We start from the raw sequence: 12,723 nt of genomic DNA on the forward strand, positions 1-12,723 counted from the left end.
TTAGGCGTGAAACGGGAACATGGCAAAGGGACCGACGATGGCACTGCTGGCCCGAATTTCTTCAGGCTTCCATCGTCGGCCCCTCGCAGAGAGCCGTGACGGCCGAGGCAAGCTCAGCCGGCAACGTCTTTTATCAGGCCTTACCGTCGAACAAGCTGGTCACCGAGCCGTCTTCGAAGACCTCGCGGACCGCACGGGCGATCAGCGGGGCGATCGACAGGACGGTCAGTTCCTTGAAGTTCTTCTCCGGCGGGATCGGCAAGGTGTTGGTCACCACCACTTCCCGGGCTCCGCTTTCGGAGAGCCTGCGGGCAGCCGGATCCGAGAACACTGCGTGCGTGGCCGCGATGATCACGTCCTTGGCGCCGGCGTTCTTCAGGACCTGGACAGCACCGGAAATGGTTCCACCGGTGTCGATCATGTCATCGATCAGCACGCAGGTGCGGCCTTCCACCAGGCCCACGACCTGCTTGGATACCGCCTGGTTGGGCACGCTGACGTCGCGGGATTTATGCACGAAGGCGAGCGGGGCACCGCCGAGGCGCTCGGCCCACTGCTCGGCGACGCGGACGCGGCCCGTGTCAGGGGAAACCACGGTGACGTTGTCCAGATCCACCCTGGTGCGGACATAGTCAGCAAGCAGCGGAATGGCCATCAGATGGTCGACCGGTCCGTTGAAGAACCCCTGGATCTGCGCGGTGTGCAGGTCTACGGAGATCAACCGGTCGGCGCCGGCAGTCTTGTACATATCCGCCACCAGGCGGGCCGAGATGGGCTCGCGGCCGCGGTGCTTCTTGTCCTGTCGGGCATACGGGTAGAACGGCGCCACGACGGTAATCCGCTTGGCCGAGGCGCGCTTGAGGGTGTCCACCATGATCAGGTGCTCCATCAGCCACTCGTTGATCGGGGCCGGGTGCGCCTGCAGGACGAAGGCGTCGGTGCCGCGGACGCTTTCCTCGAACCGCACGTAGATCTCGCCGTTTGCGAAGTCGTAGGCGGACGTCGGCAGCAGTTCGATGTCCAGTTCTTTGGCGATCTGCTGCGCCAGTTCAGGATGTGCGCGTCCAGAAGCCAGTACCAGCCTCTTTTCGCCCTGTGCCTTGATTCCGCTCATGAAGGATCACTTTCTACAGTTGGAGATTGATCGGAGGAGGTTCGGGAGGCAGCTTCCGCGGAGGAGCTGCCGGGGCGGTTCTTCTGGACCCACCCTTCCAGGTTCCGCTGTGGCGCAACGTTGACGGCGAGCGCACCGGCCGGGACATCCTTGCGGATCACGGCACCGGCACCCGAATAGGCGCCGTCGCCAACCTGAACGGGGGCGACGAAAACCGTGTTGGAGCCGGTGCGCACGTTGGAGCCGATGACGGTGCGGTGCTTCTTTTCGCCGTCGTAATTGGCAGTGATGTTGCCGCAGCCGATGTTGGCGTTCTCACCGATTTCAGCATCCCCGGCGTAGCCAAGATGGGACAGCTTGGCGCCCTTGCCGATGGTCACATTCTTGGTTTCGTAGAATGCGCCGATCTTGCCCTTCTCACCCAGCACGGTTCCGGGGCGCAGGTAGGTAAAGGGGCCAACCGTGGCGCCGGGTCCGATCTCTGAGTCGGAACCGTGCGTCCTGACCACGGATGCTCCCTCGCCAACCGTCACGTTCTTCAGCGTCGTGTCCGGTCCCACCACCGCGTCCGAGGCAACATGGGTCGTCCCGTGCAGTTGCGTCCCGGGCAGGAGCGTCACGTCGGTTCCGAACGTCACGGTCGAATCAATCCACGTGGTCGCGGGATCCACGATGCTGACGCCGGAGCGCATGGCAGCATCCAGAATCCGCCGATTGTGTTCCGCGCCAAGCGCCGCCAGCTGGACCCGGTCATTGGCGCCCTCCACCTGCCACCGGTCGGAGGTGACGACGGCGGCCACGCGCCCGCCGTCGGCCCGCGCCAGCGACAGCACGTCGGTGAGGTACTTCTCGCCCTGGGCGTTGTCGGTGGTGATTTTGGCCAACGCACCGCGAAGCACCGCGGCGTCGAAGGCATAGATGCCGGAATTGACCTCGCGGATGGCGCGCTGTTCCTCGGTCGCGTCCTTGTGCTCAACGATCCCTTGGACGCTGCCGTCGGCGGCCCGGATGATGCGGCCGTACCCGCCCGCGTCGTCGAGGACCGCGGTCAGCACGGTGACGGCGTTGCCGCTGGAGGCATGCTCGGCAACCAGGTCGTGGAGCAGTTCGCTGGTCAGGAGCGGCACATCCCCGTAGGTGACCACCACGGTTCCGTCCAGTCCCGCCGGGAGCGCCTCGAGCGCCACCTCCACGGCCCGACCGGTGCCGGGGATCTCGTCCTGATCAACAACCAGGACGTCGGGGTCATGTGCGGAAATGTGCTCAGCCACACGGTCCCGCTCGTGGCGTACGACGGCGGCCAGCACCTGGGGTGCCAGACCGCGGGCTGCAGCGAGCGCATGGCCCACCATGGAAATGCCGCCGATCTCATGCAGGATCTTCGGCTTCTTGGACTTCATCCGGGTGCCTGCCCCCGCGGCCAGAACAATGACCGCTGCCGGCGATAAAGCTGATGTGACGTTTTTTTCAGGGACGTCCTGGGGGCTCACTAAGTGGCACTCCTCGCTGCGCTGATTCCGGTGTAGCCGGAGCGTTGGGGTTAACGGCATCCTACCTGCCACACCGCATCTTCACCGGCCGGTGATCGTTCCGCCCATAGGATTCGAACCTATACTCCGCAGCTCCAAAGGCTGGGGTGCTGCCATTACACCAGGGCGGAATGTGCCGCAGCAGGATTGCCTGCTCGGCACAAGTGTCCATTTTGCCACGGTTTCTGACCCCAATGCGACTTGGCGTCCGACTGGTGTCGTTTCGGTGAATCCGCCGGCGGCTATGGACCTGTTGCGGGAGCGTTTCTCCTCTACCTGGCCCGGGGGCCCAGCGGCCACTTACCCCGCAGCCCACTTGCCCCACGGGCCCGCTGAACTATGACCGGGGCGCTATTCGGGGAGCACCGAGGACGTCATGCTGGCGAGGTCGGTGTCTGCTGCCTCGGGTGCGACGGGGAGCCGATCGCCGCTGCGCAGCAGATGGGCGATACGGTCGGCTGATACGGGTTTGCTGAAGTAGAACCCTTGGCCCCCGGTACAGCCCAGATCACGCAACTGCTCGGCCTGTTCCCGCGTCTCGATTCCTTCGAAAATCGCATCCAGGCCCGCCGCACGGATAAGCTGCAGCACCGCCGCGATGAAATCCTGCTGCGATCCGTCGGCCGAATGCGTGGCAATGATGGAGCGGTCGACTTTGACCAGGTCCACCGGCAACTCGCGCAGGTAGCTGATCGACGAGTAGCCGGTGCCGAAGTCATCTATTTCAATGCCGATGCCGAGCTTGCGCAGGGCGAGCAACGAGTAAGTCTCCACTTCGCCGCCGGTGACCAGACCGGTTTCGGTGATTTCCAGGACCAGCGATTCGGCGGCTATCCCGGAATCCCTCAAGACGCCACGGACGTAGTCCACCAAGTCGATCCGCTGCAGTTCGGCTACGGAGAGATTCACACGGATTTGAAACCCAGGCTCCAACTCCAGTGCCGCGGACCACTCAGCAAACTGATGCGCAGCCGCCGACAGAGTCCAACGGCCAAGGTCAATGATCAGGCCAGTCTGCTCGGCCATCGGAATGAAGTCGCTGGGCATGATGCGGCCCCGAACCGGGTGGTTCCACCTGACCAGCGCTTCCACCCCCAGCGGGCGCCCGGTGCACAGATCCACCACCGGCTGGTACTCCAGCTCGAATCCCCCGGTGGCTATGGCCCCGCGGAGCTCGGACGCCATCTGGTTGTGCAATTGGCGCGCCTGCAGCATGTGGGACTGGAAAACCTTGATGCGGTTCTGCGGATCCTTCTTCGCCTCATACATGGCCGTATCCGCATCCAGTAGCAGGCTCTGCGAGCTCTGCCCGGCATCTGCCACTCGTACGCCAATACTGGCCTGCGGCCACACCGTGAGTTCGTCCAGCCGGATGTCGTCGTTCAGGACGCCCAGGATCCGGTGGGCCACTTGGAGCGCAAGATCGGTGGTGGCGCGCGGCAGCAGGATAGCGAATTCATCTCCGCCCAACCGCGCCACTGTGTCTACATCGCGCACGATCGACCGGAGCCGGTTTCCAACCACTGTCAGCACGCGGTCGCCGGCGTCGTGTCCGAAACTGTCGTTGACCTGCTTGAAGGAATCCAGATCCAGCAGCAGCAGGGCGGGAGCTCGCTGGCCGGACCGTGCGTCCTCGAGGGCGGCGGCCATCTCGTTGGCCAAAGCGGTTCGGTTGGCCAGACCGGTCAGGGCATCGGTCAGTGCCATCCGGCTCATGTCCCGATGAGCCTGCCGCAACTCCGCGGTGCGGGTTTCAACGCGCCGTTCCAGCTCCGAGTAGCTCAGCTGCAATTCCTCAGCCAAGAGATTAACCCCGGTGATCACCGCGTCGATCTCGTCCCGTGCCGCCGACGGTTCGACTCGTGTGGTCAGATCCCCGCCGGCCAGGCTAACCATGCCATCGACCAGCCTCTGGAGCCGCGGGTCGGGGTTATGCGGCATTATCCCGTTCCAGCCACTCAAGGGCCTGCGGTTCGGAGTCGAAATATCGAACGGGGCATTCGGAAGGTTCAGCCCCCAGCACGAAGTTGGCAATCACCCGGTCCACGGGCGATTCACCGACCAGGGCAATCGCGGAAGCATTCGTCTGCCGGCCAAGCATCGAACGAGCCATGCGCGAAATCGAAGCCACGCCCTTCAACCGCATCAGTACTCGGCAGGGCCGGCCGCCGGAGAGCACCTGAAGCTGGGACGACGTGCTGACGGCAACTTCGTCCGTGAAAGCAGCGCCCCTCGGCAGGTCGACACTGATGATCCCGTCGCCCGAACGGCTGACGTCGGCAGCAGCGGCGCCGACCGCGCCGGTCACGCGGCCCATACGGCCGTGTTGTCGTTGGATACCGCTCCTGTAACCCTTGCGGACCAGCCATGACCTAACACGTGCATTCGCTCCCCAACGATTCGAAGGGAGCATGCGCTCCCGTCCAACAAATCCAGAACTTACTGCTTCATTACCTACTGCCACAACGACTGTCCGTCATTTGTTCATAGCGTAAACGAACGGCGTTCACGACACGCGCAATGACACGACGAATAATACATTTACGAAGCCTGCGGGAACCTTGCGATCTCCGCCGCCACCTGGGCAGCACGGTCCTTGGCGCCCGACTGGTCGAAATAGGCTCGACTCTCTTTCAAATGACGCAGGGCCGCCGAGCAATCACCTTTCACTCTGAGCGTCTTGCTGAGCAATAGGTTGGCTTCGCCTGCGGTTTGATGAGCCATTGACGGCGACTCCTCACAGATCGGCACCAGAAGTTGGGCAGCTTCATCAATTTCGCCTCGCTGAAAGTGCCAGTGCGCCCGGTTCATATTGTTCGACCGACGGATATCGTCCGTCACTCCGATGATTGATGCCGCCAGTTCCGCTCGATCCATGCAATCTTCAGTTTCCGCGTCCGCAATACCCGCTGCGAGGCGCATCGCCGCCGAGGCGCGGTTGAACCAGGCCCAAAGAGCAAGATCGTTCGATGGCGATAGACGTTCAGCCGCCAATTGATGGTAGTGCACACCGTGGCCGGACTCCTGCCGAAGGAAGGCGACGTTGCCTACCGCCCAATAGCCCTTGCCTGCCGCTTGGGCGTCCGTGGATGCCTCCAGTAGTTTGATCAGGACTCGACACTGGTCCCAAGCCTCGTCATTGTCACCCCGCTCGGCCAGGGTAGCCACCAACGCGGTCTGGGCCTCTATCCGGATCTCTGTTCTCAAGCGGTTATCCGTGCCGATGTGGACTGCCGCTTCCGCATCTGCCAAGGCGGCGTCCAACTCCCCCAATCCCTGTAAGGATACGGACTGCAGGGTGAGCACTCTACACATTAACTCCGAGGACTCGGCGGTAAGGGAGTGCACGCGCAGTCGCTTAGTCACTGCAATGCAATCCTGCTGTTGGCCCATGTCCCGGTAGCATTCCGCTTCCAGAAATGTCATATGCCACCAGGTGCCCTGGTCACCGCCGGCGGCTGCTTGCTCAGCGCAAACTTTCGCTAGCTGACCTGCTGTTTGATAGTCACGCTTCGAGAACGCTTCCCGTGCACGCAACTCAAGCAAGACTTCATCGCCCGCACCAGCTGCCAGCCCCATACGTCCTCCATACTTCCGGAGCCGTGCGTACGATCATCAGACGGCCTTACTGTCGATCATATTCGGTGGCCACGCTTAGATCCGGCACCGACGCAATGTGTCGTTTAACCCCTAGGCGCTTTGTAATGCGGAATGTACACTATCTTTGTCACCGCAACCTGTATGGATTTGCAGATCCGTGCATAAAGAAAGAAACGAGGGAACCTGATGAAGAAGTTTTCTGCATCCGTTCTGGTAGCTGCAGTCCTGGCAGTTGTTGGTGCTGCGGCTCCGGCTGCTGCGGCGGATACAACCGACTCGTCCTCCATCATCGTTCAGAGCAAGACGATTGACGGCGGCACCCAGAAGCCCCTGATCGGCAACTGGCCGCACTAAGTTGTTGAGGCGAGCGGAATTCGTTCCGCTCACCGGCTGAGGCCGTGATGCGCATCTTCGGATGCGTGTCACGGCCTTTCTACTTTTAGGAAACACTCACGGAGTCTGTGGCTTCGGCGGCGTGGTGCTGACCGTCATCGGAGGAAAGCGGCAACGTGATGGTGAATGTAGTGCCCACTCCGACGGTCGACTCGACGGAAACGCTGCCGCGGTGCTGGTCCACCATTCCCTTGACGATCGCCAGACCCAGGCCGGTGCCTTGAATGGCGTGCGCGTTGGACGCGCGGTAGAAACGGGAAAACAACTGCGGCAGGTCCTCTTCCGGAATGCCGATCCCGCTGTCGGCGACGGTCACAATGGCGCAGGGCACACCGTCGTCGTTATCAGGGCCAGAGCCGACGGTGACCCGCACCGCCCCATCCTGCGGGGTGAACTTGACGGCATTGGACATGATGTTGGCGAAGACCTGCTCCAGCATCTTGGCATCACCGTCTGCGCACAGCCGGGTATCCATTCCCTCGGCCACAAGTCTGACGTTCTTGGCCTGGGCCGCCGGCTCGAGTGCCGTGGACACCATGCGCAACAACTGCGGCAGGTCTACCGGTTCCGTGGCTAATCCGCTGCTCTGGAAGTCCATGCGGGACAGCGTCAGCATGTCTTCGATCAGCTCGCGCAGGCGAGTGGCATTGCGCCCCACGACCTTAAGCATGCGGGCGACCGACTCCGGGACTTCACCCGCGTCTCCGTCCAGCACCAGTTCCAGGTATCCGGTGATCGACGTCAACGGGGTCCGGAGCTCGTGGTTGACGGTGGCCACGAAGTTCGACTTGGCTTGGTCCAGCTCGCGGAGCTTCTCCACGACTTCTTGCTGCGCCGTGATCAAGTGTCCCTGGATCAGGCCGTGGGCCAGGTTCCCTGCCACATGTTGCAGCAGCGAAATTTCGGCCGGTGACCACGGTCGCGGCTGGCCGTGCCGGATCAGGCACATCAGCCCGAACGCTTTCGCCCCCTGTCCCAGCGGCGCCAGCGCTGACGCTTTGCCACGCGCCGTAGCAAACCATTCGGCCAGATCCGGGTGTTCTGCAATGTCGATCCTGCCGTCGTCTGTTGACGTGAGGACGCTGCCCTTGGTCCAGAGAGCGGAGGCCAACTGGAGCACCTGCTCCTCGGTGCGGTGCGGCATGGCCATGGTGTCCTGCGCGGATTCGCAGGCCCACTGGGCGTCGGTGTGCGGAACCCGCTCGTCGTCCAAGGTGCGGATCCAGACCTGGTCCGCTTCAAAGGCCGCGCCGATCCCGCTCAGCGCAAGGGAAATCATCTCGTTCGGGTCGTTGGTGCTGCGGATGCCCTCGGATACGCGCCGGATCTGGTCTCGAAGGACAGCCACGCCGTTGCGCTCACGCCTCCGGTGTTCCGACCTGGCGAGTGTCACGCGCACGCGGTTGACTACGGTCGACGTCGACAGCGGCTTGATCAGATAGTCCGAGACGCCCATTGCATAGCCGCGTTCAACCAGCGGGAGTTCGTCTTCCGTAGCCATCAACATCACGCGCCATTGGCTCCCGGCCTGGCGGTCGGACAACCGTCGAACGGCTTCCATCCCTGCGAGCGACATATCGCCCGCGTCCACCAGGAGGATATCCGGTGGATTTCGCTGCAGCTCGTCCAATACCTCTGCGGCGGTGGCAAAGGCCGTCACGGCCATCCCGTCGGCTTCGAGGACCGCGCTCAGAAACTCCCGGCTTGCCGCGTCGGTTGCACCGACCAGTACCGTTGGGCGAACTGCTGGCCCGAGCTCACCTGCAACGGTCCGCACGGCGATTCCTCCTGCGTTGAACGCGGCCCGGCGTCGTCCCGGTCCCCCTGACGTTATGAATGAAGACTAGCAGTGCACTAGGACGGTCAATGGCAGATTACGCAGGAGTTCCCAACCGCGGCGAAGACACCGTACGTCGGCGGAGCGACCCCGCCCGGGGCCAGCTGTTCGAGGACTGTTCCTGTCCTGAATCCCTCCGCACTCCATAGACTCGTCACTCCCGTGGGCGTAGCGTTTTTGGCATGGCACCGACGGGGGAAAACCAGTGATCCATACCGACAAGCTCACGAAGCACTTCAAGAACAAGAAGGAAACGGTGGAGGCGGTTAAAGGCGTCGACATCGATATTGCGCCAGGCGAGCTGGTGGCCTTCCTCGGCCCCAATGGAGCCGGCAAGTCCACCACGCTTCGGATGCTGACCACGCTGCTTTCCCCGACTTCGGGCAGTGCCAGGGTGGCCGGCGTCGACGTGGTGGCAGATCCCGCTGGGGTCCGCTCCCGCATCGGCTACATCGGCCAAGGCAACGGCGGCGGCCACAGCTACCGGGTCATCGACGAGCTGGTCATGCAGGGCCGCTTCTACGGCATGAACAGCGCCGATGCCCGCGCCCGGGCCCGCGAACTCTTGGTCACGATGGACCTGCAGGACCTGGAAAAGCGGACGGTCATCAAACTCTCCGGCGGCCAGCGCCGCCGGATGGATGTGGCCCTGGGACTGATGCATTCGCCCCAGTTGCTGTTCCTCGACGAGCCGTCAACCGGCATGGACCCCCAGAACCGTGCGAACCTGTGGGACCACATCATGCGGTTGCGCGCTGAGCACGGAACCACCATCGTGTTGACCACGCACTATCTGGACGAGGCCGACTCCATGTCCGAACGGGTGATCGTGATCGACCACGGCGAGATCATCGCCGACGACACAGCTGCCCGATTGAAGTCCAATCTGGCCGGAGACCTGCTGGCGGTGGAGGTCGCTCTCACCTCCGTCCCGGCAGCGCGCGCTGTCCTGGGCCAAGCGGCAGCGGACGGGGAATTGGAAGAGAGCAGGCACGACGGCGGTGCCAGTTTCCGTGTCCGGCTGCCCGATGGAGCGCGGCTTGCGCCCGGGCTACTCAAAGCGCTCGACGATGCCGGTGCTCCGGCGACGTCGCTAAAGCTGAACCCACCGACCCTCGACGACGTGTTTCTGGAACTGACGGGCCGCAGCCTGCGGGAAGGAGCCGAGGTCTAATGCACGCCTCATCGATCGATCTCGCCCACCCCGACGGTGCCGCCGTCACAAAACCGGGCCTGGGAAAAATCGTCCAAGATACAAGGTTCGTGTTTTGGCGGGAGCTGCTGCTGGTTCTGCGGGATCCGTTCTCGCTGGTCTTTTCGCTGCTGCAGCCGCTGATTTTCCTGGCACTGTTCGGTCCCCTGCTCGGCGCCGCCGTTGGCACTGAGGCTTTCGGCGGGGAGAGCTCGCTGCAGTGGTTCCTGCCCGGCGTCGTCGTGATGATCTCCCTCTTCGGCACCACCATGACCGGATCCAACCTGCAGTACGAATTGATGACCGGATCCTACGAGCGGATTCTGGCCACGCCGTTGTCCCGGTCCTCGCTGATGATAGGGCGGGCGCTGAAGGAATGGGCGCCGCTGGTGGTACAAGGGTTGCTGATCGCGCTGGTCTGCATCCCGTTCGGATTCGTTTTTTATCCGTTGCACGTGCTCCTGGGCCTGCTCATTTTGGGAATCTTTGGGATCGGGATTGGTGCGCTCTCCTACACCTTGGCCCTGATGACCCAAGGGACCGAATGGGTCTTCTGGGGCGTGCAGCAAACCCTGCTCTTCCCGTTGATGATCCTCTCCGGCATCATGCTGCCGATCGAGGCAGGGCCCGGCTGGATGCAGGTGCTGAGCCGGTACAACCCGCTCACCTATCTGGTCAACGCCGAACGGGAACTCTTCGCCGGCACCGTCGGCACGGATGTGCTGTGGGGTCTGCTGGCCGCGGTGCTGACGGCCGCCGTCGGGCTGGCGATCGGCATCCGCACCACCAGGAAACAGACCATATGAAACCGCACCTGAGTGGCGGGGCCGCAGCACAGCCACCCGTCGCGCGGCAGATCGGCGCCGTCCCGCCGCTGGTCCTCGCGGCCATCGCCGTGACTGTGTTGGCGTGGGCCAGCGCGTTCATCGTGATCCGCGGCGTGTTGCCGCATTTCGGGCCCGGTCCGCTCAGCCTGCTGCGGCTCGCCATCGGCGCGGCCGCACTGGCCGTGCTGCTGATTGGCCGGCCCTGGGTGAAGCCGAACCGCAGGGCGTGGCTGCTGATCATCGGTTGCGGCCTCATGTGGTTCGGCGTCTACAACTTTGCCCTCAACACCGCCGAGCAGACGCTCGACGGCGGCACTACCGCCATGATCGTCAATTTCGCCCCCATCCTGACGGCATTGGGCGCCGGACTGTTCCTGCGGGAAGGCATTCCCGGCTGGCTGGCGGTCGGTGCCGGCGTGGCCTTCCTGGGCGTGGTCCTGATTGGCTTCGGCACTGGCGGCGGCGCCGCCGGAGGGACCGGACTGCTGTGGGCGCTAGCGGCGGCGTTGACCTATTCGGCCGGCGTGTTGCTGCAGAAGCCAGCGCTCGGCAGCGTTCCCCCGAGCCAAGTCACCTGGCTGGCCTGCACCGTCGGGGCGGTCTCATCGCTGCCCTTCGCCGGCGAACTCCTGGCCGACCTGGCCAGTGCGCCGGCGGCAGCGACCATGGGAGTGGTGTATTTGGGCATTGTTCCCACTGCGCTGGCTTTCAGCACGTGGGGTTATGCCCTGGCGCGGATGCCGGCCGGGCAATTGAGCGTTTCCTCCTACCTGGTTCCACCGGTTGCCATCCTGCTCGGATGGCTGTTCCTCGGGGAAGTTCCGTCGGCGGTGGCCATAGTCGGCGGCATGGTCTGCCTGCTGGGCGTGGCCCTTTCCCGCCGGCGCGGCCGGCTGGCGGGGCCGTCAGCCGCCGACGCCAACGCTGCCGAGGGTCCGCAGCCGGCTGGCAATGCGGGAGACGTCCACCGCGGACGGGCTGGCTGACGGCCCCAGATCCAGCGGCTCAGCGCAAATGAGCGTCAACGGCACGTCTGCGTCATAGAGGATGTCCACGATATTGCTCAAGCGCTGCCATCCATTCATGCTGATGTCCCCGCGGCCCGGCACTCCGGAAATGATCCAGTGGGCCGAGTGCGGCAGCAGGGCCAAATAGTCGGAGGCCGCCGTGGGGCTTTCGCACAGATCCTGAAAATCGAACCAGGCTTCATCCGCCGTGCACCGGAGCGCAGGGAGCGGCTGGCTCCCCGGCCGCAGCTCACGGGCCTCGGGCGCGGCCGGCCACGTCAGGCCGGCTTCGGCGATCCGCGGGTCGTTGGGGCCTTCCGGGGCGAGCACCATGGCGCCGTCGCTGAATCGCTGGGGGCGGGCGCCGCCGTCGTTATTCCGGCCGCTGGGCCGGCCGGCGGACAGCGTTCGGTAGTCCAGGGGGCCGGCGACGGAGGCAACGTGCATGGTGCTGCGGATCAGCGCAATCGTCGGCTCGAACAGGGAGTGGAAGTTCTCGCTGGGCATTAGCCGCTCGGGCGGATAGTTGGAGGTGGCCACCAGGGTGATGCCGCGGCGGTGGATCTCACGCAGCAGCCGCGCCAGCAGTTGTCCGTCGCCTGGATCATGGACGTGGAACTCGTCCACGACCAGCAGAGAACAGTCCTTGAGCAAGGTGGCAATGGCCATGTCGACGGCGCTGGTTCCCGGCGGCCGGGCAGCCGGATCCTGCGCATCGCGCCGGTGGGCGTGCAATTGGCGGAAGAGGTCGTGGAAGTGCCAGCGCTTTTTCTCCGGCAGGTCCAGCGCTTCGAAGAACTCTCGGGCCAGCCAGCTTTTGCCCCGGCCCACCGGCCCCCACAGGTAGAGCCCGCGCCGCCTGGCCGGAAGCGCCAGTGTAGTGCCCGCCGTCAACGAGGCACCGGCATTGGCCAGCAACCGCACCGCCTCCTGCTGGTCACCATCCAGGCGGAAGCCGGCAGCGGAAGCAGATCGTTCGAAATGGTCCAGCAGGCGCCGCCGGGTGCGCGCCTTGCCGGGCCGGACCGCCGCAGTGTTTCCCGCGTCCACGCAGGCCCTCCTTCTCCCGATCCGCCGCAACGCTGAGCCTCAGGCTGCTGTCGATTCCATGCGTTCAGCCGCTCCGGCCGGGAACCAGCTTAACAGCGCAGGGTTTTAACGGCGGCAGGGCGCCCCGGCTCCCTTCCGGGAAGCACGGAGCGCCCTGCTGCGCGGAGCGTCAGG

At 64.2% G+C, this 12,723-nt stretch carries 11 protein-coding genes and 1 tRNA gene; 4 read left to right on the plus strand and 8 right to left on the minus strand.

Going from position 1 to position 12,723, the window contains the following annotated elements:
- Positions 1-133: 133 nt before the first annotated feature.
- The 6 genes from ACMX2H_RS10375 to ACMX2H_RS10400 all read right to left on the minus strand — a co-directional run bounded on the left by ACMX2H_RS10375 (position 134) and on the right by ACMX2H_RS10400 (position 6,222).
- Complete coding sequence (locus tag ACMX2H_RS10375; RefSeq protein ID WP_414960420.1) at positions 134-1,114, minus strand: ribose-phosphate diphosphokinase; 981 nt, start codon at positions 1,112-1,114, stop codon at positions 134-136.
- Complete coding sequence (gene glmU / locus ACMX2H_RS10380) at positions 1,111-2,664, minus strand: bifunctional UDP-N-acetylglucosamine diphosphorylase/glucosamine-1-phosphate N-acetyltransferase GlmU (protein WP_414960421.1); 1,554 nt, start codon at positions 2,662-2,664, stop codon at positions 1,111-1,113. The genes ACMX2H_RS10375 and glmU overlap by 4 nt, the downstream gene beginning before the upstream one ends.
- A 38-nt stretch (positions 2,665-2,702) precedes the next feature.
- Positions 2,703-2,774, minus strand: a tRNA-Gln gene (locus ACMX2H_RS10385).
- Positions 2,775-2,994: 220 nt separating this feature from the next.
- Positions 2,995-4,584, minus strand: coding sequence for a bifunctional diguanylate cyclase/phosphodiesterase (locus tag ACMX2H_RS10390; RefSeq protein WP_414960422.1), 1,590 nt, complete (start codon positions 4,582-4,584; stop codon positions 2,995-2,997).
- On the minus strand, positions 4,574-4,960 hold the full coding sequence (locus ACMX2H_RS10395) for a SpoIIAA family protein (RefSeq protein WP_414960423.1): 387 nt from the start codon (positions 4,958-4,960) through the stop codon (positions 4,574-4,576). Before ACMX2H_RS10395 ends, ACMX2H_RS10390 begins: the two co-directional genes overlap by 11 nt.
- Before the next feature lie 224 nt (positions 4,961-5,184).
- The gene (locus ACMX2H_RS10400; protein ID WP_414960424.1) at positions 5,185-6,222 is read right to left on the minus strand and encodes a hypothetical protein; all 1,038 of its coding nucleotides are present in this window, start codon (positions 6,220-6,222) and stop codon (positions 5,185-5,187) included.
- A gap of 207 nt (positions 6,223-6,429) precedes the next feature.
- Between ACMX2H_RS10400 and ACMX2H_RS10405 the strand changes: the two genes are divergently transcribed.
- A complete protein-coding gene (locus ACMX2H_RS10405; protein WP_414960425.1) occupies positions 6,430-6,597 on the plus strand; it encodes a hypothetical protein in 168 nt (55 codons plus the stop codon).
- A gap of 85 nt (positions 6,598-6,682) precedes the next feature.
- On the opposite strand, the gene ACMX2H_RS10410 is transcribed toward ACMX2H_RS10405, so the two are convergent.
- A complete protein-coding gene (locus ACMX2H_RS10410; protein WP_414960426.1) occupies positions 6,683-8,413 on the minus strand; it encodes an ATP-binding protein in 1,731 nt (576 codons plus the stop codon).
- 265 nt (positions 8,414-8,678) lie between these two features.
- Between ACMX2H_RS10410 and ACMX2H_RS10415 the strand changes: the two genes are divergently transcribed.
- The 3 genes from ACMX2H_RS10415 to ACMX2H_RS10425 are packed head-to-tail and all read left to right on the plus strand — an operon-like array spanning position 8,679 to position 11,478.
- Positions 8,679-9,647, plus strand: a complete 969-nt coding sequence (locus tag ACMX2H_RS10415) for an ATP-binding cassette domain-containing protein (protein WP_414960427.1) — start codon at positions 8,679-8,681, stop codon at positions 9,645-9,647.
- Entirely contained in the window at positions 9,647-10,471 is an 825-nt protein-coding gene (locus tag ACMX2H_RS10420; protein WP_414960428.1) for an ABC transporter permease, read from the plus strand. Before ACMX2H_RS10415 ends, ACMX2H_RS10420 begins: the two co-directional genes overlap by 1 nt.
- Positions 10,468-11,478 carry a DMT family transporter gene (locus ACMX2H_RS10425; protein ID WP_414960429.1) on the plus strand — a complete coding sequence of 337 codons (1,011 nt, stop codon included), beginning with the start codon at positions 10,468-10,470 and terminating at the stop codon, positions 11,476-11,478. The genes ACMX2H_RS10420 and ACMX2H_RS10425 overlap by 4 nt, the downstream gene beginning before the upstream one ends.
- Here the strand turns inward: ACMX2H_RS10425 and zapE are convergent.
- The gene (gene zapE / locus ACMX2H_RS10430) at positions 11,398-12,549 is read right to left on the minus strand and encodes a cell division protein ZapE (RefSeq protein ID WP_414960430.1); all 1,152 of its coding nucleotides are present in this window, start codon (positions 12,547-12,549) and stop codon (positions 11,398-11,400) included. The two genes, ACMX2H_RS10425 and zapE, sit on opposite strands and share 81 nt — an antisense overlap.
- Between the last annotated feature and the right edge of the window lie 174 nt (positions 12,550-12,723).

It is taken from the genome of Arthrobacter sulfonylureivorans, assembly GCF_047607445.1.
Taxonomy (GTDB): domain Bacteria; phylum Actinomycetota; class Actinomycetes; order Actinomycetales; family Micrococcaceae; genus Crystallibacter; species Crystallibacter sulfonylureivorans_A.

Coding starts and splice junctions, on each gene's coding strand:
- ACMX2H_RS10425 (WP_414960429.1), top strand. CDS start 10,468: ATGAAACCGCACCTGAGTGGCGGGGCCGCAGCACAGCCACCCGTCGCG.
- ACMX2H_RS10375 (WP_414960420.1), bottom strand. CDS start 1,114: ATGAGCGGAATCAAGGCACAGGGCGAAAAGAGGCTGGTACTGGCTTCT.
- ACMX2H_RS10395 (WP_414960423.1), bottom strand. CDS start 4,960: ATGGGCCGCGTGACCGGCGCGGTCGGCGCCGCTGCTGCCGACGTCAGC.
- ACMX2H_RS10390 (WP_414960422.1), bottom strand. CDS start 4,584: ATGCCGCATAACCCCGACCCGCGGCTCCAGAGGCTGGTCGATGGCATG.
- glmU (WP_414960421.1), bottom strand. CDS start 2,664: ATGCCGTTAACCCCAACGCTCCGGCTACACCGGAATCAGCGCAGCGAG.
- ACMX2H_RS10400 (WP_414960424.1), bottom strand. CDS start 6,222: ATGGGGCTGGCAGCTGGTGCGGGCGATGAAGTCTTGCTTGAGTTGCGT.
- ACMX2H_RS10420 (WP_414960428.1), top strand. CDS start 9,647: ATGCACGCCTCATCGATCGATCTCGCCCACCCCGACGGTGCCGCCGTC.
- ACMX2H_RS10405 (WP_414960425.1), top strand. CDS start 6,430: ATGAAGAAGTTTTCTGCATCCGTTCTGGTAGCTGCAGTCCTGGCAGTT.